25 protein-coding genes are annotated in these 23,606 nt (G+C 48.1%); 5 read left to right on the top strand and 20 right to left on the bottom strand.

The features are described from left to right. Window positions 1-108: 108 nt before the first annotated feature. The 4 genes from KJS65_RS02345 to KJS65_RS02330 all read right to left on the bottom strand — a co-directional run bounded on the left by KJS65_RS02345 (window position 109) and on the right by KJS65_RS02330 (window position 2,840). Window positions 109-708 (bottom strand): short chain dehydrogenase, encoded by a 600-nt coding sequence (locus tag KJS65_RS02345; protein ID WP_213648401.1) that lies wholly within the window; start codon window positions 706-708, stop codon window positions 109-111. A gap of 83 nt (window positions 709-791) precedes the next feature. Beyond that, window positions 792-1,103, bottom strand: a complete 312-nt coding sequence (locus tag KJS65_RS02340) for a hypothetical protein (RefSeq protein ID WP_136606355.1) — start codon at window positions 1,101-1,103, stop codon at window positions 792-794. Window positions 1,104-1,117: 14 nt separating this feature from the next. Continuing rightward, window positions 1,118-2,062, bottom strand: coding sequence for a Gfo/Idh/MocA family protein (locus KJS65_RS02335; RefSeq protein WP_213648400.1), 945 nt, complete (start codon window positions 2,060-2,062; stop codon window positions 1,118-1,120). 85 nt (window positions 2,063-2,147) lie between these two features. Then, window positions 2,148-2,840 (bottom strand): TerC family protein, encoded by a 693-nt coding sequence (locus KJS65_RS02330; RefSeq protein WP_213648399.1) that lies wholly within the window; start codon window positions 2,838-2,840, stop codon window positions 2,148-2,150. A 371-nt stretch (window positions 2,841-3,211) separates the two neighbouring features. On the opposite strand from KJS65_RS02330, the gene KJS65_RS02325 reads away from it, so the two are divergent. Both KJS65_RS02325 and msrA read left to right on the top strand, forming a co-directional pair. Further along, window positions 3,212-3,877, top strand: a complete 666-nt coding sequence (locus tag KJS65_RS02325) for a TVP38/TMEM64 family protein (protein WP_213648398.1) — start codon at window positions 3,212-3,214, stop codon at window positions 3,875-3,877. 17 nt (window positions 3,878-3,894) lie between these two features. After that, window positions 3,895-4,863, top strand: a complete 969-nt coding sequence (gene msrA / locus KJS65_RS02320) for a peptide-methionine (S)-S-oxide reductase MsrA (protein WP_213648397.1) — start codon at window positions 3,895-3,897, stop codon at window positions 4,861-4,863. A gap of 50 nt (window positions 4,864-4,913) precedes the next feature. Here msrA and KJS65_RS02315 read toward each other — a convergent pair whose 3' ends face one another. The 3 genes from KJS65_RS02315 to KJS65_RS02305 all read right to left on the bottom strand — a co-directional run bounded on the left by KJS65_RS02315 (window position 4,914) and on the right by KJS65_RS02305 (window position 7,971). Further along, entirely contained in the window at window positions 4,914-6,533 is a 1,620-nt protein-coding gene (locus tag KJS65_RS02315) for an MDR family MFS transporter (RefSeq protein ID WP_213648396.1), read from the bottom strand. 103 nt (window positions 6,534-6,636) lie between these two features. Beyond that, window positions 6,637-7,059, bottom strand: a complete 423-nt coding sequence (locus KJS65_RS02310; protein ID WP_213648395.1) for a MarR family winged helix-turn-helix transcriptional regulator — start codon at window positions 7,057-7,059, stop codon at window positions 6,637-6,639. A gap of 123 nt (window positions 7,060-7,182) precedes the next feature. After that, a complete protein-coding gene (locus KJS65_RS02305) occupies window positions 7,183-7,971 on the bottom strand; it encodes a lipid II flippase family protein (protein WP_213648394.1) in 789 nt (262 codons plus the stop codon). A 128-nt stretch (window positions 7,972-8,099) separates the two neighbouring features. On the opposite strand from KJS65_RS02305, the gene KJS65_RS02300 reads away from it, so the two are divergent. Next, a complete protein-coding gene (locus tag KJS65_RS02300; RefSeq protein ID WP_213648393.1) occupies window positions 8,100-8,522 on the top strand; it encodes a DUF2188 domain-containing protein in 423 nt (140 codons plus the stop codon). An 85-nt stretch (window positions 8,523-8,607) separates the two neighbouring features. Here KJS65_RS02300 and KJS65_RS02295 read toward each other — a convergent pair whose 3' ends face one another. Continuing rightward, window positions 8,608-9,300, bottom strand: a complete 693-nt coding sequence (locus KJS65_RS02295; RefSeq protein ID WP_136606364.1) for a YitT family protein — start codon at window positions 9,298-9,300, stop codon at window positions 8,608-8,610. 520 nt (window positions 9,301-9,820) lie between these two features. Here KJS65_RS02295 and hmpA point away from each other — a divergent pair. Further along, the gene (hmpA, locus tag KJS65_RS02290; protein ID WP_213648392.1) at window positions 9,821-11,020 is read left to right on the top strand and encodes an NO-inducible flavohemoprotein; all 1,200 of its coding nucleotides are present in this window, start codon (window positions 9,821-9,823) and stop codon (window positions 11,018-11,020) included. A 129-nt stretch (window positions 11,021-11,149) separates the two neighbouring features. Here the strand turns inward: hmpA and KJS65_RS02285 are convergent, their stop codons facing one another. The 6 genes from KJS65_RS02285 to KJS65_RS02260 all read right to left on the bottom strand — a co-directional run bounded on the left by KJS65_RS02285 (window position 11,150) and on the right by KJS65_RS02260 (window position 14,501). Next, on the bottom strand, window positions 11,150-11,515 hold the full coding sequence (locus KJS65_RS02285; protein ID WP_213648391.1) for a YuzC family spore coat inner layer protein: 366 nt from the start codon (window positions 11,513-11,515) through the stop codon (window positions 11,150-11,152). 193 nt (window positions 11,516-11,708) lie between these two features. Further along, complete coding sequence (locus KJS65_RS02280) at window positions 11,709-12,098, bottom strand: winged helix-turn-helix transcriptional regulator (protein WP_213648390.1); 390 nt, start codon at window positions 12,096-12,098, stop codon at window positions 11,709-11,711. Between the two features lie 110 nt (window positions 12,099-12,208). Continuing rightward, window positions 12,209-12,766: a 6-phospho-3-hexuloisomerase gene (hxlB, locus tag KJS65_RS02275; protein ID WP_213648389.1), complete on the bottom strand. Its 558-nt coding sequence runs from the start codon at window positions 12,764-12,766 to the stop codon at window positions 12,209-12,211. An 8-nt stretch (window positions 12,767-12,774) separates the two neighbouring features. Next, the gene (gene hxlA, locus KJS65_RS02270) at window positions 12,775-13,407 is read right to left on the bottom strand and encodes a 3-hexulose-6-phosphate synthase (RefSeq protein WP_213648388.1); all 633 of its coding nucleotides are present in this window, start codon (window positions 13,405-13,407) and stop codon (window positions 12,775-12,777) included. Between the two features lie 208 nt (window positions 13,408-13,615). Then, the gene (locus KJS65_RS02265; RefSeq protein WP_213648387.1) at window positions 13,616-14,002 is read right to left on the bottom strand and encodes a VOC family protein; all 387 of its coding nucleotides are present in this window, start codon (window positions 14,000-14,002) and stop codon (window positions 13,616-13,618) included. Between the two features lies 1 nt (window position 14,003). Then, a complete protein-coding gene (locus KJS65_RS02260) occupies window positions 14,004-14,501 on the bottom strand; it encodes a Crp/Fnr family transcriptional regulator (protein ID WP_213648386.1) in 498 nt (165 codons plus the stop codon). A gap of 194 nt (window positions 14,502-14,695) precedes the next feature. Between KJS65_RS02260 and KJS65_RS02255 the strand changes: the two genes are divergently transcribed. Next, a complete protein-coding gene (locus KJS65_RS02255; protein ID WP_213648385.1) occupies window positions 14,696-15,088 on the top strand; it encodes a YhjD family protein in 393 nt (130 codons plus the stop codon). A 54-nt stretch (window positions 15,089-15,142) separates the two neighbouring features. Here the strand turns inward: KJS65_RS02255 and KJS65_RS02250 are convergent, their stop codons facing one another. From KJS65_RS02250 to KJS65_RS02225, 6 genes are all read right to left on the bottom strand, one after another. Then, window positions 15,143-16,063 (bottom strand): hypothetical protein, encoded by a 921-nt coding sequence (locus KJS65_RS02250; protein ID WP_213648384.1) that lies wholly within the window; start codon window positions 16,061-16,063, stop codon window positions 15,143-15,145. A gap of 19 nt (window positions 16,064-16,082) precedes the next feature. Beyond that, window positions 16,083-17,444, bottom strand: a complete 1,362-nt coding sequence (locus tag KJS65_RS02245) for a nucleotide sugar dehydrogenase (RefSeq protein WP_213648383.1) — start codon at window positions 17,442-17,444, stop codon at window positions 16,083-16,085. 55 nt (window positions 17,445-17,499) lie between these two features. Next, the gene (locus tag KJS65_RS02240; protein ID WP_213648382.1) at window positions 17,500-18,306 is read right to left on the bottom strand and encodes a response regulator; all 807 of its coding nucleotides are present in this window, start codon (window positions 18,304-18,306) and stop codon (window positions 17,500-17,502) included. A gap of 51 nt (window positions 18,307-18,357) precedes the next feature. Next, window positions 18,358-19,725 carry a glycosyltransferase family 2 protein gene (locus KJS65_RS02235; RefSeq protein ID WP_213648381.1) on the bottom strand — a complete coding sequence of 456 codons (1,368 nt, stop codon included), beginning with the start codon at window positions 19,723-19,725 and terminating at the stop codon, window positions 18,358-18,360. Between the two features lie 43 nt (window positions 19,726-19,768). After that, complete coding sequence (locus tag KJS65_RS02230; RefSeq protein WP_213648380.1) at window positions 19,769-20,965, bottom strand: HEAT repeat domain-containing protein; 1,197 nt, start codon at window positions 20,963-20,965, stop codon at window positions 19,769-19,771. Between the two features lie 158 nt (window positions 20,966-21,123). Then, the gene (locus KJS65_RS02225; RefSeq protein ID WP_213648379.1) at window positions 21,124-23,334 is read right to left on the bottom strand and encodes a hypothetical protein; all 2,211 of its coding nucleotides are present in this window, start codon (window positions 23,332-23,334) and stop codon (window positions 21,124-21,126) included. Window positions 23,335-23,606 lie beyond the last annotated feature (272 nt).

The raw sequence follows: 23,606 nt of genomic DNA, 5'->3' as shown, positions 1-23,606 counted from the left end.
CGAAGCTCTAATCGCTAAAGTCTTCGAATACTGTTTCATCCGCTTCCCTTCAGATAATAAGAAAAGGCAGGTCCCATACAAGGGGCCTGCCTTTTCTATGTGATGAATCTAGTATACGGTATAGGTTTGTCCTGTCTGCGCACCCTCGACACTCTTGCGGAATGCCTTGGCCGCTCTGGCGGCAGGGACCGGTTCAAAGCCCCGGAAGAAGGGACCATAACTGTCCATGGACTCTTCCAGGACATTCGGGCTTACATTGTTGATGCGGATGTTGCGCGGCAATTCAATCGCAGCAGCCTGAACAAAAGCTCTAACCGCTCCACCTGCCATCGCGGAAGATATACCGCCGATGATCGGATCATCCATAATAATGCCCGTTGTCAGCGTAAAACTGCCGCGATCGTTAACATAATCCAGTCCAAGCAAAACCAGATTGATTTGTCCCTTCAGCTTGCTTTGAACAGCAACTTCGTTATTTTCCGGAGTAAGTTCGCTCAGCGGGCCGAAGTAAGCATTTCCGGCGGCACAAATCACAGCATCAATTTTGCCTACCTTTTGATACATCGCCTTAATGCTTTCTACGGATGTGATGTCAACCTTAACATCGCCTTCACTGCGGCTTGCTGAAATCACCTCATGATCTGAAGCCAGTTCATTACGAACCGCGCTCCCAAGCGTCCCGTTCGCTCCTACAACAAGAATCTTCATGTATGAATCCTCCATAACCCGAATCTACACTCATGATGAGCTAAATCTAGTATAGACCAATACGATGAAACAATTTCTGCAAATTAATTCTTTTGGGCTCTTCTTGAAATCGCCTCTGACACGATAAATGCCAGATCCTCATTGCCGAATAACGATAATACTCCGAGAACGGTATCATCCGGAATCGGACCCGCCTCTTCCTTCGAGACCGTCAGCTCCAGTACACGCTGCAGCCGTTCATTGCTTTGCTGCTGTGGATAGGCCTGCATGTACAATTCCTCAGGATTTAATCCCTCATTGATACACCACTGGGCAAATACCATGATCATCATATCCTCGTCCTGCCGGTAGCTTTCCACGATCCCGTCTTCGATTGATTTGCGGTACTCATCCATTTTCTATTTCCCCTTTACCTGTTATCGCAGACCTTTGCGGCCAGCTCGTGGCTGCTCATCACCTGATCAGCACTTATGCTGCAGTGTTCGGGGCTTCCGATACACTCCAGGAAATGATCGACCGCTCCGGCAAATCCTCTGCGCTCCAGTATCGTGTCCCAGCTGCCAAAGGTCTTGGTAACTGGAAGCATGCCGTTCTCATACAAAACTGCCTGTTCAAGGTTGGTGACCTCGACAGAACGGCCGCTGCCGTGAAGCTCTAACTTTTCAAGATCCGCCCCAGATTGCCGGACCATACCGTAGCTTCCATAACGCGCATCCTGAAAGCTCATCACACCCGATGCATGGCGCATGCGTCCTTCCTTGTCCTGTGCCAGCTGCTGCGAAGCAAGCTTGTAATCATCCCCGCCAAGCCATAGAAGAAGATCGAGCATATGAATCAGGTCATCAAATACCGTTTCTCTGCTGGTGCTGGACTGCTGCCGTGTACGATGCTTAAGCGCCGTCACCTGGTCAAAACCGCCGGCGGCTTGCATCCATGCCTGTGCTTCCCTGTACAGCGGGGCAAATCTCCTATTAAACCCAACGGCCAGGAGCAACCCCTTATTTTCTGCCAGCGCTGCAAGCTCTCTGCATTCGGACAGATCACCGCTAAGCGGTTTATCCACATACACAGACAGACCATGCATTAAACAAGTCTTTACCGTTTCGTAATGAGCCGCTGTCGGACTATGGACAAAAACCGCGTCCACATCCCATGACATCAATTCATTCAAATTCGTAGCAGCATTCCGAAAACGGAATCGTGCTGCTGCATGCTGCACCGTTTCCTCTGAGCGGCTCATCACACCGACGACTTCAGCTTGCTCGTGATGAGCAAGCAGCGGCAGGTATACCTTGTTCGCAATGTCTCCGATGCCTATCATGGCGACCCGTCGCTTGCGGATGTTGTCATTCATTGTGCACAATCCACCTTTCACCTGGTACGCTTGGGATCGATACACATTATACCTTCTTTAAGAAAGAAACTGAATACGAACGGCTTTAGTTCATCCCTACAGCCTGGGCTTTGGCTGCCTCGGCTTTCTTCTTCTTCATTCGGAGTCCAACCAAAACCACGGCTGCAACCACAACGAGTTCAAAAACATATTTCAGGACTGTGCTTGTAAACATGTTGTGAATCATAGGCTCCTCCACCAGCATTTTTGAAGCGGTCCAAGCGAGTACGGCTGACCCGAAGGTAATAATGAAAGGAAAACGTTCAGTCAATTTAACAATCATCGTGCTGCCCCAAACCATAATCGGTACAGAGATCGCCAGCCCGATGATGACGAGCAGGAAGTCACCATGCGCCGCACCGGCTACAGCCAGAACATTGTCGAGTCCCATCATGGCATCCGCGATAATAATGGTACGGATAGCAGCCCATATTTGGTTTCCTGCCGAAATATCATGCTTTTTCTCATCGATTAATAGCTTATAGGCAATCCAGATAAGCGCCAGCCCGCCGACTAAACGTAGGCCTGGAATCAACAGCAGCTGAACGACAAGCAATGTCGCGATGACCCGTATGACTACCGCACCAACCGTCCCCCACAGTATTACCTTTTTCTGATCTTCTTTTCTGACATTGCGTGCGGCAAGACCGATCACGATGGCATTGTCTCCAGCCAGTACCAGATCAATGACGACAATTGACATCAAGGCTGTCCAAAATGCCATGGTTAACAACTCCATTTTTCTTCCACCTCTCCTGTTTTGGGAAATTCATCCCGGATTAAAATGGTTGCTATGACTAGCCCGCCGCATTAAAAAAAGCGCCCCTTACCTTCATTAGGTAATGGCGCTTTTAATCCCACCAAAAAAGACCTTTACCTAATGAAAATCAGGCAAAGGTCTCGCAAAACAACGTTTAAGTTGCCAATAAAGCCGGGGATACGATCCCGTAATGACGACTTTATTGCATGAGCTACTCCCCTTTGGGAACTATTCACTTATTGGAACCATTATAGCAAACACCTTTGGAAATTTCCATGGTTTTATTTTTCACTTCTGTATTTGGTATGATATACATTAGAAGCAATGATTATCAGCAGAAAGGAAACAGCATGAACAAATGGATGCTCGCCGCCTTATATGCGGTTGTTCTTATGATTACTTATATATACCGGAATCCGATTGTGGACTATATGCATCAGCATGGTTCCTTTCCTGTCCTCGTGGGTCTGGCAACCCTGATTGCCCTGTTTCCGATTATTCCTTACAAGCTGGTGATTGCCGCGCTTGGCTATTCCTTCGGGACAGTCTGGGCTGCTGGCATCAGCTGGCTGGGTACGATGATCGCCGCGACAATTATCTACGCGCTGGTAAGAACGGTTTTCCGGAAACAGGGGCAGCAATATCTGGGCAGATTTAAATCCCTTCAGTCATTCACCTCATGGGTGGAGTCCCGTCCTTTTGTCAGCGTTGCCGCCGGACGCTTTATACCTTTTATTCCGCAAATGGCCGTGAATGTGTTCGCAGGCGTTGCTTCCATTCCCTTCTGGACCTATACGGCTGCTTCCGGCATCGGAAAGCTTCCAGGTATTTTTCTGTATGCTTTTCTTGGCGGACAAGGCGGGCGTCATCCGATTGTTTCCATTTTGGTCGCGGCCGGTTATATATTACTGCTCGGATTAATGTTTATACTATACAGGAAAAAGGGACGTTCACACTCACATGCCCGGGTCCTTGGTTCCACCATGCAGATCGATTATAATGAAGAAGAGAAATAAAGAAACGGAGTGATATCATGAGCGATTTACAAGCGGTTCATCAGGAAAAGGCGACCTTTGCAGGCGGATGCTTTTGGTGCATGGTAGCCCCGTTCGAAGAGCTGCCCGGCATTATCAAAGTCGAATCAGGCTATACGGGCGGCCATACCGAGAACCCTACCTATGAAGAAGTTTGCTCCCATACAACCGGACATGTCGAAGCTGTGCAGATTACTTACAACCCGGATATTTTCCCTTATGAAAAGCTGCTGGAGCTCTTTTGGCAGCAGATTGACCCTACAGATGAAGGCGGCCAGTTCTATGACCGTGGACATTCTTACCAGACGGCAGTCTTTTACCATACGGAAGAGCAACGAGTTCAGGCCGAGGCCTCCAAGGTCAAGCTGGCGGAGAGCGGACGTTTCAACAAACCGATCGTAACGCCGATTCTGCCTGCAAAGCCCTTCTATGCGGCTGAAGATTACCATCAGGATTACCACAAAAAAAATCCGGGACATTACAAGCGCTACCGTAAAGGCTCCGGTCGGGATGACTTTTTGGAAAGTCATTGGACCCCAGAAAAGAACAAAGCCGAGCTGAAGCAGCGTTTGACTTCGATTCAATATGAGGTCACCCAAAACAATGCCACCGAAGCTCCATTTCAAAATGATTTTTGGGATCACCATGGTGATGGAATCTATGTGGATATCGTTTCCGGAGAGCCCTTGTTCAGTTCGCAGGACAAATATGATTCCGGCTGCGGCTGGCCAAGCTTCACCCGTCCAATCCGTGATTACAGCGTCAAGGAAAAGATGGACCTCACCCATATGATGGTGCGGACAGAAGTCCGCAGTAAAGGCTCCGATTCCCATCTGGGTCATGTGTTTGATGACGGTCCCGGACCTAATGGTCTGCGTTACTGCATCAACTCAGCAGCTCTTAGATTCGTTCCAAAGGAAGAACTGGAGCAGCAGGGCTACGGCGAATATAAAGTGTTGTTTAATTAAGAATTCAAAAAAGCCTGAGGCTCAAAGAGCCCCAGGCTTTTTTTGTTTGCTTACACGGATGATGCGGTTGCAGCTTTGTCAGTCTGTCCCTGCTTTTGCGATTCTGGCAGCTTGTTAGAGGTCCGCAGTGGAATTTCACGCAGGAAGAAGGTCAGCACGAGCGCTACTGCCACGAGAGCTGCTCCTGACAGGAAAACTGTCGTCAAAGAAGAGCTTAGTGCATGCTTCAGCGTATCGATCATTTGTGTCAGCACCGACTGCACTTCTTGCGGCATCGTTTCCTGCAGTAGGTGAAGCTTTGGTTGATCAAGCAGCATCTCCGGATTTTGGAATGGCGCCAGCTGTTTGGCCAGCTCCGGATCCAGATTCTTCATGTCGACACCTTTGCCAGATGTCATCGCATCCTTCATATGTCCCGTAAGACTTGATGTCATAATGGTTCCCATAACCGCAATCCCAATAGTACCACCCAAATTCCGGAACAACTGTGATGATGCGGTAGCAACACCCAGTTGGTCAGGTCTGACCGCATTTTGCACGGTCAGGGAGAATACCGGCATGCCAATACCCAATCCCAGTCCGAATACGATCATGGCAATGACGGCCAGCCATACGCTGTTCATGAGGGCCATGATAAGCATACCAATGATCATGATTGGAATACCGGTCAGAGCAAATCTTTTGTATTTGCCTGTTTTGGTAATCATCCTGCCCACGATCGTACTTACGATAACCATGGATATCGACATCGGCATGGTTACATAACCGGAATATGTCGGAGAAATGCCTTCAACGCCCTGTACGAAGAAAGGCAGATAGATGAGCGCTCCCATCATGCCTGCGTTCATAATAAAGCCGATTGTGTTCGAGATGGTTACGATATCATTGCGGAACAGTGACAATGGAAGCACCGGACTTTTCACAACTCTTTCCACAAGTATGAACAGAATCAGGAACACAATCGCCCCACCGAACAGACTCAGAATCTGCCATGATCCCCAGTCATATTTCGTGCCTGCCCAGGAGAAGCCGAGCAGCAGCGGTACAATGGTCAACGTCAGGAACAAGGAGCCGAAATAGTCGATTTTCTCGGACTCTTTGCGCACACCTTTTGGAAACAGCATCATAATCATGATAAATGCCACAACCCCGAGTGGAAGGAAAATCCAGAACAGCCACTTCCACTCCATATTATCGACAAGCCAGCCGCCAAGCGTTGGTCCGAGTACGCTGGAGAAACCAAAAACAGCCATCATAATCCCCGTCCACTTTCCTCTTTCACGAGGAGAGAACAAATCACCCACAGCAGTAAAAGCGGATGCCATGATGATCCCCGCACCGATCCCCTGAATCCCCCGGTACGTAATGAGTTGGAAAATATCTCTGGAAAAACCGCTTAGAAATGCACCGATGATAAAAAATACGATACCCGCTAATATAAACGGCTTGCGCCCGTAAATATCCGATAGCTTACCAACGAGAACCGTTGCGATTGTAGAGGTCAGCATGTAAATGGTGATGACCCACGTGTAGTAATCCATGCCGCCGAGAATGGCGATAATGCGCGGCATAGCCGTACTGACAATGGTCTGATTGATTGCGGAGAAAAACATGGCAGCAATGATCGCAATCATGATTGTCACTTTCCTCTTTTGGGATAAATCCTCCAAATGTACTCCACTCCTTGTTTTCATGAATGTATATTTTTGTGTTGCTCTTATGTAATCTCACAGCTGCAGATGCCCTGCTGCTATAAATGCAGCCTGAGCGTTGTTAATTCATTTGCTGTCCAACCATCTTTTCACATAATTCGGTGAACATACGCACTTCGTCAGGCTCAAGACGGGATAAATGTTCCTTAAGACATGCATCCCTTTTTTGGACGGCTTGTGCAAGAACCTTTTCGCCTTGCGGCGTTGCTTCTACCAAAATCACTCTACGGTCTGCAGGATCATGGGAACGCGCAACATAACCGGCCTTTTCCAGACGATCCACCATAACGGTAACAGCGCTAGGTTTCACTTCCAGCCGATCTGCGACCTGTGTCAGATTGCATTTTTGTTCTCCATGGATGTAGTTGAGCATAAATAATTGCGGTCCGGTCAGATAATCCTGCATTTCCTTACAGATATCCGTCTCCAGACTCCGCCAGAATGATTTCACGGCAGCATATAGCCGGTTCGCAAGCGCGTCCATTCCCGATCCCCCTTTCATGTCCAATTAGTAAGGTTAGCTATTATTTCAATGGTTTAAATATTAAAATCTTTAAGGGCTTATGTCAACCCTGTTATATGTAAATTTTTTCAACTTGTTTCGGGCTCATCCTATGATCCAGCCAATCCAATACGCACAAGGCACCAGCAGCAGTTGGGCGAGCATCGTCCCCGCCATTCGCGAAACCATCATAAGTCCGAATACACGGTTGATTCGTCCAAGCCCTTCCTCCCCGCGCAGAGCTTTATCCGAAAGCAATGCAATCCGCGGATCAATCAACAGCGTCAGCAGAATTGTTGCCAGTCCATTAATCAATCCCGAAGAAGTCGAAGCAGTCAGCCTGAAGGCAGGCCATAAATAAGCTGCATACAAGGAAGCAAGAACCCCTACGGTGTAGATCGCAGTTACCGTCATATTGAGCACCATCAATCTTCTTGGCAAGGGTCCATCGAACAGAGAATGCAGCATCCTGAAGGTCGGCCGTTTGAAATAAGTCATTCCATTTTTCCATTTGGAGAAGGACATTAGATTTCTGGTCATTTTTGGAATAGAACCGGCGGCTTCCAAATGAACAACCATTCTGGAGCAGAGCCTAACGACACTGGGAAACAGAAACATGGCCAGCAATGAGCCCACAGTCGCAGCAGCAATAATACCATGAAGTTTTGGCTCCAGATGAAAAGCTGTGGATTTCAACGCTTTATCCACCATGTTTCCGACCATCGGCCCTTGAGCTATATTGGAAGTCCGGGACACCAGAACAAGCAGTCCTGAGAGTGACAAAGCGAGCGTAATCCGCCGGCTGCGAAGTCCGCCTAATCGCAAAGCATAAGAAAGACTGTCTACTGTATGTATCACTACCGTAAACATAAGGATCACGACCAGTTGTATCATTAGGGAAGCTCCTTTTCATCAAATTATTTTTCCATTATAAACCAATCGTTACAAAAATCTACCGTTTGATTCATCCTGCCCCGGGTAATATACGGATAATAGCAAACACCAATCAGGAGGGAAACCATATGCCATGGAATAAACACGACTACCCTGTTTCTATGAAAAATCTCGATGCCAGAATAAGAAATAAAGCGGTTGATATCGCAAATGCGCTGCTGCATGAAGGCTATGAGGAAGGCCGTGCCATTGCGATTGCCACAGCCCAGGCCGAAAAATGGGATCAAGATCACCCTCGTTCAGAGCATCATGAATCAAACCATCATGATTCAAAATCAGGCAATTCAGGGCAAAGCAGTCAACCTAATCTGCACATCGTTTCCTCAGATGAAGGCTGGGCTTTGAAGGAAGAAGGCCTCGACAAGCCTCTGTCCACTTTTGACACAAAAAAGGAAGCTCTTGAAGAAGCAAAAAAGCGGGCATCGAAAAGCGGTGTCAATACGATTATACATGGTGAAGACGGGCGTATTCAGACCACCAAGAGCTCGTAGATCAATACACAATACACATCATATATTCTGCAATCTAAAAAAAACCGCCTGATTCTTAGAAGAACAAGAATCAGGCGGTTATCTGTTAGTGAGCACTCCGCACCGCATGAACGGGTTTAGAGGCAGCTTTCTGGGATTGAGCCGGTTCGGGTATCGCGGTAACATCCGCTTTTCCCATACGGAATGTGAATGTAAATGTTATGGTCTGCCCGGCAATGCCAACCGCCAAAATCGTAAACAATGTTTCTTTCAGCGGTAAATAGAACAGAGACAGCAGCAGTACGGCGGCATCCATTAAAATAAACACGGTACCTACCTTCAAACCACTCCAGCGGCTAATGAGCAGCGATAAAATATCATCTCCGCCGGTGGCTCCCCCAAATCGGAGAACCAGTCCTGTGGCGAACCCTGTGACCAAACCGGACAACAGCGCAGCCAGCAGCAGATTGTTGTGCAGGTCAATGACCAGCACTGAATAGCGTTCCAATAATTCGTAAAAAATAGAAAACGAAAAGGTCGCGAGCAGTGTATTCATCACGAATTTACGGCCTTTCAAAAACATGGCGATCAGAATAACCGGTATGTCCAGGATCAGCATGCTCAGCGAGGGATTCAAACCCAGCACATACTTACCAAGCAGGGACAAACCTACGAATCCGCCCTCTGATAAATGATTTTGAAAATTGATGTGATAATACGCAAATGCTAGCAAAAATGTTCCGAACAGCATTATAACGATTGGTGCAAGCTTAGAAATAAAATGGTCTTTCTTCCTCATACAGGTTCCCTCTCATCGCAGTAGGTTGGTCATGGATGTGACAAACCACTGTGATAAGACAGAAACCTGCAGGACCGAATCCTTCGCATCTTGAGCTTCCTTCTTTCGCAGAGTTTGTCATACGTCCTTGGAGTGTCTAGTTGACTGTATACTCTACGAAAGGGAGCTAAGTGTAAGAGAGATCATAACGTTTCCAAATCGTCCTTTGGGGATTGTTCCTTCGGGGACACATGGTATCCTGATCCTTTCTTTGTTTGTTTAGTTTCTTGTATATATTATAACACAATCCGAGCAGGTGCTAAACAACTTGCTTGCTGGAATTGGAAAAAAACCAAAATTTACATTTAAAATTCATCAAACCGTCTCACCGTCGGAGTGATTTGTGAGCCTTGTCCTTGCCAAGTTCGCGCGTTCACATATTGTCTAACTTTAATGTGATCGGAATCACAATTACGTATTTTCACTTTTCCTATACTGAATAAGAAAGCACCGAAACATAACAAAGGAAAGAGGAATTCGCATGCTATCTAAAGAGACCATCGACATTATAAAATCAACGGTTCCTGTCTTGGAAATTCACGGTAAGACGATTACGACTACCTTTTATCAAATGCTGTTCGATAATCATCCTGAACTGCTAAACATATTCAATCATGCCAACCAACGGGAAGGCAAACAGCCGCAAGCTCTTGCGAATGCGGTGTATGCAGCTGCTGCTCATATCGATCATTTGGAGGATATTCTGCCTGTCGTCAAGCAGATCGGGCAAAAGCACCGGGCACTGAATATTTTGCCAGAGCATTATCCGATTGTCGGGGAGAACCTGCTTGGCGCCATTAAGAAGGTCCTTGGTGATGCTGCTACGCCTGAAATTCTGGATGCATGGGCACAGGCCTACGGTATGATCGCCGATGCCTTTATCAGCGTAGAAGCCGAGATGTACCAGGAAGCCGAGAATGCTCCGGGCGGATGGCGGGGATTCCGTCCTTTCGTGGTGGAACGCAAAATGAAAGAAAGCGACGTGATCACCTCCTTCTATTTAAAACCGCAGGATGGCGGCGCGATCTCAAGCTACCTTCCGGGCCAGTATATTACTGTGCGAGTTCAGCCCGACAATGAATCTTATACCCATATCCGTCATTACAGCTTGTCTGCTGCTCCTGGTGAAGATTACTACCGGATTTCGGTCAAGCGTGAAGATGCAGCTCCCGGCAAACCTGCAGGGCTCGTGTCTACCTATTTGCATAATTCGGTGAATGAGGGAGATGTGCTGGAGATAAGCGCACCGGCCGGATCATTCACATTGGATCAAGAGCAAAACATCCCGCTTGTTCTGATCAGCGGCGGCGTCGGCTTGACTCCGATGATCAGCATGCTGGAAACTGTGCTGAAAGAACAGCCTGAACGCGAGGTTACTTTTATCCATGCGGCTATAAATGAAGGATTCCATGCGATGAGAGAGCATATCGAGCAGTTGGACGCGGCGCATCATTCTATGAAATCTTATGTTTGCTATGAAAAGCCACTAGACCAAACCCTTTGCCATAAGATTGGCTACATCGATCTTCCTTGGCTTCAGGAGGTCACTTCCAAAGAATCAGATTTCTATTTCTGCGGTCCTGTGCCATTTATGCGTGCAGTGAATCAGGCCTTGCAGGCTTGGGGCGTTCCCGCCGAGCGGATTCACTATGAATTCTTTGGACCTGCCGGAAGCCTGTAACCAACTCTTAAGCAAATGATCGGGAACACAAATCAAGGGATACCTCTCCTCATACGGACAGGTATCCCTTATTACGTATGCCGGATTTCTTGTCTGAATTTTGCCATATTGCCCTATGCTGCACGATATTTATCCCCATTTCAGAAACATAGCCAACTTGCAGCATGGGGAGTTTTGAACTTTGGGGTCCACCGTAATTCCAATCCCGCTTGGGGAAAATTCGGATTGGATTGTCGCATTGGAGCTGATCGTTTTCATTAACCGGTCAACTTCCTGCTTATTGCCTGCTTGAGCCGCAGTCATGACTTGAACTGCAAACGAATGCTCGGACAGTTTGCTCAAGACCCTGTAGCCCTCTTCCATAAGCTTGTAATAGTCCTGTATCGATTGGTTCAAAGTATCGGTCTTTACCTGCGGGTACTCACGAATCCAATAATAGGTATGAGGATATGAATAGGGGATAGCAGAATATCCGTAATTTGGGGGGTAACTCATCTGAGTTATCTCCTTTCTGTGTGTACAGATAACCCATTATATGTGCCTGGATATCTTTTGTGAGATCACCCCGGATAAACAAGATGAGGACATAAAAAAGACCATCCTTGTCTTGGGTAATCCATAAAGACAGGGATGGCATATGTTTATCATTATATTTTCATAAGTCCATACCATGGGACGTGTTCAAGACTCATTTACTCATTGCTAACGTTTCAACCGGACCCGCATCCTTCCATATGACATTCTCACCGTAATTTTTGCCCCAATCGTACATCATCCGCAGCACCGGCATCAGAGACTGGCCGTATTCTGTCAGCGTGTATTCCACTCGGGGCGGAACTTCCGGATACACTTTTCTCGAGATCAACTGATCATCTTCCAGTTCGCGAAGCTGATTGGTGAGCATTTTTTGCGTAATATGCGGGATCAATTTTTTAAGCTCGCCAAATCGCTTCGTTCCATCCAATCCCAGATGCCACAGTATAATCAATTTCCATTTGCCGCCGATGACGGCAAGCGTCAATTCCTTCTCACAGTTAATTTCCTTAAGGTTGATACGGTCTTTAATTTCTGTTGCCATGATGCCACCTCCCTTATTAGGATACTACATTTCCGACTCCCAAATCTAATGCAATAATACCCCACTGCAAGCAGTGGGGATATCCAATCAAGCTTTTTAGAATTTGCGGTCTACTCCAAGTTTGCATGTCTGCCGAACATTTGCCTGGAGTTCTGATCCTTCTGATCCATTAATCTGAGAATAACGGCATCGTATAATATGATGAGTGTCTGTTCGAACAGCGATGCCATCGGCTGAATGGTTACATCCCCCGCATTTACCTGATCCTTAGGCGATCCGGGCAGCTTTACCGAGAAATCGGACAAGCTGGCTAGCGACGAATCGGGCTGAATGGTTACTGTAACCACCGTTGCTCCCAATTGCTTCGCCTTTCGGGCCATTGTGACCAGGCTTTGAGTCTCGCCTGAGCCAGATCCAATGATAAGCAGGTCGTCAGGACCAATACCCGGTGTCACCGTTTCACCAACAACAAAAGCATTAATTCCCATATGCATTAGACGCATTGCAAAGGCTCGTCCCATAAAACCGGATCTTCCGGCGCCAGCGAAAAATACTTTTTCCGCCGTCTGGATTACATCTGCCAATCGTTCAGCTTCTTCCTCCGAAATGAGTGTGACAGAGCGCTGCAGCTCCTTCACGATTTCGGCAGCATATTTCACCGTCTTCACCAGACCTTTTACGCCTGGCTTACCAGTTGCTTCATTTCAGACGCCACAGTCCGCTTGTCCTCTTGGCTAGTTATCCCGCCACCAACAATAACAAGGTCCGGACCTGCAGCGATAACCTGAGGCAGCGTACTCAGCTTAATGCCGCCGGCGATAGCCGTTTTGGCCTGTTTCACTACACGCTTAATCGTAAGCAGATCGTCAAAAGAACTGATCCCTGCTGCTTGATGGTCATATCCGGAATGCACACAAATATAATCCACGCCCATTTGGTCGATTTCCACGGCTCTTCGCTCGATATTTTTGACATTGATCATGTCCACCATTACCTTGGTGTTCTGCTTCTTGGCTTCCTCAACCGCGCCCTGAATCGTCGAATCATCCGACACACCCAGCACTGTAATGATGCTCGCTCCCGCTTCGGATGCCTTCATCACTTCGTAACCGCCTGCATCCATAATTTTCAGATCAGCCAGCACACGCAGAGAAGGAAAAGCTTCTTTCAGTTCTTTCACAGCACGAAGTCCTTCATTAATGACGATCGGAGTTCCAATTTCGACGATATCTATATATTCTGCTACCTCATTTACGATTTCTTTTGCGCCTGGGATATCTACAAGATCGAGTGCCAATTGAAGTTCCATATGATTATTTCTCTCCTCATTCATCTATTTGGTCATCAACCACACCCTCATTTTAAATACTAATTTTCTTTTTCGTAAGTAGGCACTATTTAGTAAGGAAGTTACCTGGACGATACTATTGGACCCTGATTGGCATAAAAAAGGGATCCCTGACGGGACCCCCACTACCGCTTATCGATATTCAGATGTAATTCGACCCGGCAAGCCCCTAGACCCCGCAGGCAAGCTCCACCTTGATCCGGTCCGGATCCTCAAAAAACACTGCATAATGCTCCGGGCCGCCAGCATAAGGATATTTATCCTCATACAAGACTGGTATGCCTTTTTGCTTAAGTATGTTGGCCATCTCATCGATCTGACTGCTCGACTCTGCATGAAAAGCCAAATGATTGAGTCCAGTTGCCTTCCGGTGGTATGTAGCGTCCTTAAATCGTTCTTCCGTCTGCACAAATACCAGGTAGGTCTCCCCCTGCTTGAAGCTGAACCCATGCTCCCATTCCTGGAAAATATCATAGCCAAGCCAGCTCAGAAACCATTCCCAGAACTCCCGGCTGCGCCGCAAATCCGATACATTGAGCTCCACATGATGCAACATATTAATGCCCCCTCAGCAAGCGGTTTATAGTTTCTCGCCGCACTCCGATCAATTGACCAATCTCCTCCTGTGTCAACAGCTCGGTAAAATGAACGCCATGCGAATAATCATCCAGCCACTCGGACAAAAGCTCAAGACGCTCTGCGGGTGTCCCTACCGTCAGATGATCCAGCCTTTTTTGCATAAAACGAACCTTCTCCTGAAGCAGGAGCGCGATTTCAAGCGCCTTCTCCGGACTCTCTCTCACATCGCGGTACCACTCTTCAGCCGGAATTCTCTCTACTTCGCTTCGCATCAGGGCTATCGCCGTTCCATGAGCTTCCTTGGGGGTAATCAGCGAATGATGCGGCACCGTTTCCCCGGCATACAATATATTAAAAAGTACCATATTTCCATTTTCGTGAAGACGCGTGACTTTAAAAAGCCCACTCTTGATCTGGTATAAATATTCTCCGCCGTCACCCTGGTGGAATAATATTTCCCCTTTATGCAATATCATATGATATCCTCCCCCCGATACTGATATAAAATGCTGTTGGCTCGGGCTGCCAATTACATATTTATTATACCAGAAAGATCAGGCATCATTTCCAGTGATTTAGCCCTTGCTATCATACATACTTTTCACGTAACATGAATATAAATAGAACATACGTTCTGTATTCTTATTCCTGTAGTCAAGGAAGTGCTCCCATGAAAGCATCATCCCTTCCCCCTGCCCCGGCCGAAGAAGACACGCTGCTGGTCAAAACCTATCTGCTGCATGTTATCCTGCTGGATGTACTGGAGCGGGATATCCGCACGCTGGGTACCCTTGCCCTGAAGCTGCCTGATGTCTATATCCGCGGGCTATCCGGTGTGCAAAACAGAGTCATTTACCGGCTCACAGCCATCCGGAAGGATATGCGAAACCGCGGTATTCGGGTGTATGAGGAAAACCGCAATACGAAAGGCATTGAAGCTCTGTATTTATGCCGGGGTTATCAGCGGCGGTTTTTCATGCTGTGGTCCTATGTAAAAGCGGAGACGGCTTCCGAGCTTTGCGTTTACCTGGGAATCAGTCTGACCTCGGATGATGACAATTAAAAAGGCGCATCCTATGAATGCTCATAGAATGCGCCTTTGCCATTTGTCCTGATGTCAGTTTCTCATGCTGCTTTGCTCCTGCTTCGGATCTGCCGAAGCTATTTTTTCATGCCAGGCTTCATAGTGATGCACTGCCAGTCCCGCAAAGGAAGAATAGGAATCGCCGAGCCGGTATACCTGCTTCATCTCTTCCTCCATGACGGGAAGAGATTTGCCGAAGAAGCTCACATGATCTCCTTCCTTCGTATCTCCCAGCTCCATGCCGATCCAGACGGATTTCCCCAGCTGGTCAGCTTCATTCAGCATTTCCTTGGACAAATCGACCATTTTTTGACCACTGTCACGGTATGACATGACGGCCAAGGCATCAAACCGGCCCAGCATCCAGCGGCTCAAACTGCCGCTGCTGTCATCGGCTTCAATTTTCCCCAGCCAGAACGGCACAGCTGCACTCATATAGAGCCCGCCATTTCGGCCTTTATTTGTCCATTCCTCCATATTGCGGCTCCATTCATTTACCACGCCGGTCTGGTCACGCTCCCACCGCTTCAGCTGATAGGGTTCGACATCAAGCTGAATTCCAGCAAAGCGTTCCTCCGGCGATGCCTTACGGTTATAATCAAGAACCCAGTCCATAAATTGATCCGCTTCCGTTTGCTGTTCCTGATACGCCCATTGCGGCTTTCCATCCAGTGCGTGGACTGAAATATCCTCCTGATGGGCTTCGCTGATGAACTTCCTGTACTGCTCCGCTTCCACATTTTTTTGTATCTGCAGGAAAATAACGTTAACTCCCTGCTCCTTGCAGAAGTCAAGAACCGTTCCCGGATTTTCAATCAATGAGGCATCCCACAGCCAGGTCGCTTTTTGTTCTTCCATGGAAGATGATTTAAACAGGAAGGGCAGGAGCAGCAGGCAGCAGACGACCAGGACGATGCTAGGTTTCGCTTTTGCTTTTGCCAATAACGCTCCCATCCTTCCCCTCCTTTTGGTTTTATACAATCAATGCCATGTTTGGCTCTTCAATATGCTGAACCGAATGTCCGATTTTATAAATATGCGGCTCGTTGAAGCTGCTGAACGCATTACGTGTATCCAAAATCGGTACGCCCATGGCTGCGATCTCGCCGTAATCCAGTCCACTGTGGTTTGTGGTCAGAACAATGCAATCATAGGTCTTGAACTTCGCCAGATCATAGGCTACGCTGTGAACGGTCTCCCCATGCTTGTCACGGAAGCTGACAGCATGCGGATCATAGTATTCAACATTGGCTCCGTTCTCTTTGTACAGTTCATATACCTCAAGCGCCGGAGACTCGCGCAAATCGCTGATGTCTGGCTTATATGCCATACCCAGCACCAGAATGGATGATTTTTTGATGGACTTGGCATATTCATTCAAAATGGTGGATGTTTTGTTAATTACGTAATATGGCATATTGTCATTGGTGGACTGCGCCAGCTCAATAAATTTACTGTAGAACCGGAAGCCCTTGGCTTTCCAGGAAAGATACATCGGATCCAGCGGGATGCAGTGTCCGCCGATTCCCGGACCTGGGTAGAACGGCATGAAGCCAAACGGCTTCGTTGCAGCCGCATCAATGACTTCCCAGATATCGATGCCCATGCGGTCGCACATCATTGCCATTTCGTTAATGAACGCGATGTTGACACTGCGGAATGTATTTTCAAGCAATTTGGACATTTCAGCAACCTTTGGTGATGTGACCGGTACAACCTTTTCCACATATTTCGAATAAAGAGCGGTACCGAGAGTCAGGCAGGCCTGCGTTGTTCCCCCGATAACTTTAGGGGTATTGAATGTATTGAAGCGTACATTGGAAGGATCGACGCGCTCAGGCGAGAAGCAAAGGAAGAAATCCTCACCTACCTGGAAACCAAGCTCCTCGATTTTTTCCTGAATCAATTCCTCGGTGGTTCCTGGATACGTGGTGCTTTCCAGCGTGATGAGAATTCCTTTTTTCATATGCATCTTAATCTGATCAACCACGCTTGTAATATAGGAAGTGTCCGGATCCTGGTTCTCGCTGAGCGGAGTCGGAACACAGATACTGAGTGCATCAATGACAGTAATCATGCTGTAATCCGTTGTTGGCTTGAAACGGCCGCTGGCCACACATGCCTTGAGCTCTTCCGAAGAGATGTCGGTAATATACGATTCCCCATGGTATATTTGTTCGATTTTGGACGGATCCACGTCAATCCCGATGACTGTAAATCCCTGCTTGACCATTTCGACAGCAAGCGGAAGTCCGACATATCCCAGACCTACAACACCCAATACAGCTTTCTTATTCTCAATTCCACTCAACAGTTGTTCATATTCCTGATTCACTAGCTTCAACCTCCATATGATGTAGTTTGGTTATGCGCTTAAAGCGGATGATTATTTAGTGAAAACACCGGTGTATTCGGGCATCCAGCTCGACCGGAGAAAAAGGTTTGGTTACATAGTCGTCAACGCCGTTTTTAAAGCACTGGCTAATGGTTCGCTCCACCCGTTGTTCGGTCAGAACGACAATTTTAGGCGTATTCTCTACCGGCAGCTGCTGGATTTGGTGGATAAAGGGCAATCCGTCAATGCCGTAGAGATTAAGCTCTGTCAGCACCAGATCCGGCTCCCACTTCTCAATCAGCTCCAGAGCCGATGTGCCGTCAAGCGCCTCGAGGGTTTCAAATCCCTGCATTTTGAGGCGAATGGTCAAGAACTCGCGGATGGTATCGTCATTATCGACTATAAGAATGCGTCCAGGCTCCTGGATGGCTTCTTCTTTGGTGAAAATATGAATGTCCGATGATGTGCTGAGCCTGGTTGACTCGGCCATCTGCTTCAGTACCCCCGGCGTAGGATCAACTTGTCCCGGGAAAACGGTCAATGTGATCCGCGGATCAGCATCCTCCATAGTTTCCTGTAAATACTGCTTGAGCAGCAGCGCCTGGTAATGGGTCGCATCGAGTGTGAATCCCGGCAGCAGAATCGCAAGTGTTTGCGTGGAGCTGTCTTTCAGCACTTCAATTTCCAACCCGGATTCATGCTGCAGAAAGTCGCGCACCCGGCTCTCCAGCTGTGGAGGATTGCCGCTGCAGTACAGAAACATGATTCCGCAAAGCTCCCGGGAGGTCTCCTTAAGACGTTCTCCGAGATTGTGATACACGTCGGTTTTCTGTTCGCGCTGCAATGTTACGGATTGGGGCATTATCAATTCCCACCTTTCAAAGAATTAGTTATGAATAATGAATCACGCCGGTTAGGCAGTCTCGCTTTCTTCCTTCCAGCTTTGTCTTGTCATCGCTCCCCAGGAATTGTTTTTCCGGAGATACTGAATATGGCCTTGTACACGCCATATAACGCCAAGCTGATGGTAGCCAGCAAATTTGAGGGCGGAGAAGAGCAGCATTTTCCATAGATCGGAAAGTTTCTTGAACCTGCGGAAAGCAATCTCCTCCAAAATAATGGCACCCACACTCAGCAGATAGCCGCTCAGGAAGTTCAGAAGAAAGAAAGTAAGCAGTATGCGCCAATGCGTCATATCCAAAAGCGTATATCCTATCAGAGCCAACAGGCCCGTGATTCTAAAATAAGGGTTAAATGTTTCAAATAAAACGTTGTACGGCATCGTGATCATACCCATGACCTTATACTTTGGATTAAATAGCATCCCGCGGTTCTCGATCATGTTTTTGAGATTTCCCCGGCCCCAGCGCATCCGTTGGTTGGAGATGATTTTGTATGAATCAGGAGCCTGGGTCCAGCAAACCGCCTCGGGACAAAAGGCTACTTTATACGGCAGCTTGTGGCTTAGCATATACCGGTGGAGCTTGATAATAATGTTCATGTCTTCACCGGGATAACCGCCCCGGTAACCACCGACGGCAATGACATAGTCCTTGCGGAACAGCCCAAAGGCTCCAGAGACGATAACAAGACCATTTATATGACTCCAGCCAATCCGTCCGCCTAGAAATGCTTTTAAGTATTCGATAGACTGAAACATCGGCCATATTTTCCGCGGCAGCGAAACTTTTTTTACCGCACCATTCTCGATCAGGCAGCCGTTCGCTATGCGGACATCGCCGCCGATCGCCACCATCTCCTCCGGATTTTCCATATACATGCGGGCCATCCGGATCAGTGCATCCTTCTCCAGAAGCGAATCAGCATCAATGGAAGATATCAGCGGATAATGTGAAAAGTTGATGCCGGCATTCAGCGAATCCGCCTTGCCTCCATTTTCTTTATCTATAATAAACAGCTGTGGATAATCGGGATTGTGATAAATGCCTCTCATTTCATTCGTTTCGATGGTCCCCCTGATTTCCGGATTGGACATCTTTTCAAGCTTGAATTCCGCGATTAGAACAGACAGCGTCTCGTCGCTTGAGCCGTCATTGATCACGATAACCTCGTAATTCGGATAATTCAGCGTCATCAGGCAGTACACATTCTCGATAATCGTCAGCTCTTCATTATAGGCCGGAACCAGCAGCGACACCGATGGCACCAGCTCGGAGCCAGAAAGCGTATTATAGCTGGAATACTTGGATCTTCTGAATATCGTTGAGATGTTACGGTATGACAATCCCATAATCGCAAAATACAGAATATTAACGATCATGACATAATAAATCGCAACCATGCCGTAAACAAGTAATGTTTCTCTAAGCAGTGTAATCCCCTCCTACCGCAGCTACGCCAGTCACTCGTCTAACCGGCTGTTTCACTCCAAAATAACGGTCGTGAATAAGCCGCTTTTTGTTGTAGGCCACCATTTGTTCAATTGCACTATGCTCCTCTACCTTCTCCATTACAAGCTCAATGCGCTGCAATGCGGCCTCGCGCTGGATTCCTGCTCCGCTGAGCGCGGCCTGGCACAGGGCTTCAAATCCAGCTTCGCCAAGTGCTGCCAAGCTCTCGGCACTGTTATGCCGCACTCTCCAGTTTGCATCCTGAAGTGACTTGACCAGAAGCGGTATGCTCCCCGCAGCATGCAGTGGACCCAGCGCTTTGGCAGCTGCGGCCCGAACCTCCCAGTCGCGGTCGCTCATCAGCTGGACAATGGTCTCATCCTTAAGCGCAGGGTTCGAGCTGAGATACAGCTTGACCGCCTCGGCGCGAACATCCTTCTCTTCGGAGCCAACCAGTCTTCCCAGAACAGGCATAACTTCGGGAACAGCCTGTCCCCACATGGCTACCAGCCCCACCTTGACGAGAGCCGGGTCCGAATCATCCAGCAGCTTCATCAGAATGCTGCTCGCATCCAGCCCTGTTTCCAGCATAATATCTGCTGCCAAATGATGGATCGGCTTCCCGTGAGACAGTAAGCTCCTCAACATTGTAAGGACATCCTCGTCGTTTTCTGCACTCTTGGCAATGGAACGTGCAATAACAATGGAAAGCGAGGTGTATTTGCCTTTCTGCAGCATCTGCAGCAGGTCCGGCACAGCTTCTTCGGCACGCATGCCCCCGAGACGATAAGCCGCCTCAAGTCGGCGTCCAAAGCGGAAGCTGCGCAGTCCTTTCAGGTCAGCTTCCACGAATCCCGCGTCTCTGCAGAGCTGGATCAGATGTGTGCGGTATTCTCCTTTAAACTGCTCAATCCATTCCATGTATTTATCCTGAATTACCTTGCGCTCTAGCGGCTTCAGCTTACCCGGGGGCAGCCGGAGCGCCCCCTTATCCTCAATATGAGCCTGGATATACATAAAGTAATCATGATGCTTTTGCTCATACATTTCTCTGCGCTGCTGTTCTTTGTTATGTGAGATTTTCATCTGGAACAGAAGTATAATTCCCAAGCCAATCAGTCCGAGGCATATATAGATAAATATATATGCGACCATTAAATGCGAGAACATGTTGCAGTTTCCTCCCTTCAGGGTTTTGCGATAATCCAATGCCACTCGCCCATTGGACTATTGCAAAATTCTCCTTCGAATGAATTCTTCCTATCCTAAATGGCAAGAAAAGTTTCCGCTAAACGCGGTCTGTATATTTGGAAAGCCTTTTTGTTATTTCATTCGATATGGCTGTACAGATCTTTCATCGTGTAATAGCTTTGCTTCAGCTGCTCGCTGTAATGAACCGTGTCCCACGGCTTCCATGTATAGGGAGGAATATCGTTGACGTCCATCGTCTCCGCCGTCCCTCCAGGCCAGCCCGCCGTGCTTCCATTCTCGACAATCCAAGGGATCAGCCGGATGCCATCCGTTTTGACGCTGCTGAATGACCGGCCTTCCTTGAGCGGACTGTAATCGATAACCTGAAGTGAGCTCGGATCGGAAAAGCCCAGAAGCATCCAAGGAATGCGCATCTCTATCACATTACCGCTGTACTGCCAAGAAGTTAGAGAGTCAAACTGGGCCTTGCTGCGGTCCGTTGTCCCCCTTTTCAAAGTTCCTACTGTTTTATCGATAAACGGATGTGCGAAGCGCGTATCCGGCGGATTCATCTGCAGGCTGATCGCCAGCTTCCATGGATGGAATGGTGTATCCTGCCCTTTTGTCGTCTCCGGCAGCATCCAATAGCCGTCCTTGCCGTACAGCCTTGTATGAAAATCATAGTCAGCCGCAATCTCTACCTGTGTTTCCTTGTCTTTTCCGATTTCGATCAGCGCTTCTGGCGCTCCTCCTCCCAGCTTTTTGCCTGGAAGCTGTAATGCGGAAGGCTCATTCCCGCCCGCAATCGTATCAGCACCGATATACAGCTTGGAGGTTTTCGGATCAAAGTTTTTATCCAACTGGATTCCCAGGTAAAGGTACCCCTCGTCATGCGTAATCCTCATGTCCTGAATGCCTGGAACTTTTCCTTGCCAGTGTTTGACTTCGTTCTGTGCCAGACCATCCCAATCGTTCAGCTTGCCATCGATCGTAATCTGCTTTTCCTTACCTGGAAGCATACCAAGAACCCCGAATAACTTCTCGTTGGTCAGCACGTTGATCCAATAGGAGCGGCGGTCGGCCGGTATTTCAAACGGCATAGTATTCCAAGTTTTTTTAAACCATTCATCCTGCCACATGAACAAAATGGCTCCCGCATAACCTTCGTCATAAATATCCCGGGTGAGCGAAGCATCAATTTCTCCCTGCTCCTGCTCGTTATGCCCGCCCTGATCCCTGCCGCCGGCACCAAAGTGGGAAATCCCCACAGAAGATGGCACCCCATATTCAGTGACCATGATCGGCATGTCCTTGAACTTGGCCTTCAGCTGCCGCAGATAAACTTTGTAGGTATTGAAGTCACCCTGCTTATCCTTGATCGTCTGCAGCGTGGAATCCGTCCGGAAAAAATCCGGGTAATAAGGATACACATGATATGCGGCGAAATATCCGCCTTTCCAGCCCGTCGGCTGGACATGTCTGGCATCCACACTCACCATATCCTCTTCAAACAGCGGTTCTCCCGGATGGCTGAGCACATCGGTGGTGACCCAGTTTGTAAATGTCACGGGATGCTCCCATCCGTAGTGCTTCTCCTGCTGTGCAGTGTAGTCAAGCAGTCCTGCGAGCCAGCTTTCAAAAGGAGAGGCATCCTGGGTACCCGAGAAATATTCACCCTTGTACACCGGAACGTTGCTGTGTTTCTTATTGGTGTTCTTGACCATCTCCGGATCCCATTCGGTCCCTACATGCCAAGCCATCAAATACTTGCCTGCATTTGTTGTGTAATCTCCGCTGGATGCTCCCTGCTTCTGCGGCACGTCGACATCACCATATACCGCAGCCACTGCCTTCTTTATTTCAGCATTGAACTGCTTGCTGATATCTTCCGCATAGGCATCCTGACGTTCTATCAGCTCTTCCTCCGGGGACCAGATGCCCTGCATGAAATACAAAGGATCGTCGCCTTTATCCTTGTTGTATTTCACAAGCGCCGAGTAAAACACGGGCTGATGCACGGTGTAGACACGGATGACGTTTGCCCCCATTTCATCGATCTGCTTGAACCAGCGCAGGTAATCCTCTTCAGTAGCCGGAAGCTCTCCCGGAAAATGTCCGGGAACCGTAGCACCCAGGTTCACGCCTTTTACAAACATTTCCTTCCAGTTCCCATCCTTGTCATATCGCATAAAACGGTCGCTCTGGGTCTTAAATGTGAATTTAGTTCCATCCTGATCTTTGTATGCCGTCACCGACGAGCTGTTCACCGTAAATCCGGCAACAACTCCTCCGGCAATGAGAACGGCGGCTGCTGTGATCCAGATGAATAGTATTCTACGTTTGATCATCGCCTGAAAGTTCTCACCTCTATTTTGCTTGGCCTCTTCTTGGCCCGGCATTCTCGTTTTTTGTCATAACTTAATTTTTAACGAAGATTAGCAATCTGTAAACTAGGCTGCTGGAAGGATTTTTCAGAACCTGGCGACCTATCCCGCTGATGTCTCAGAAACAAAAAAACGGCAGTGGCCGAACTTCAGCACTGACGTCTGCATGGGTAGTTAAGCAGCGGTATCTTCCCTTGGCCGAAGCGACAACTGGTTATGTATACGTCGAAAAATTG

The sequence above is a fragment of the Paenibacillus sp. J23TS9 genome (assembly GCF_018403225.1).
GTDB lineage: Bacteria > Bacillota > Bacilli > Paenibacillales > Paenibacillaceae > Paenibacillus_AQ.
Note: the sequence above shows the minus strand (reverse complement) of the source record. Positions and strands in the feature narration are given on the sequence as shown.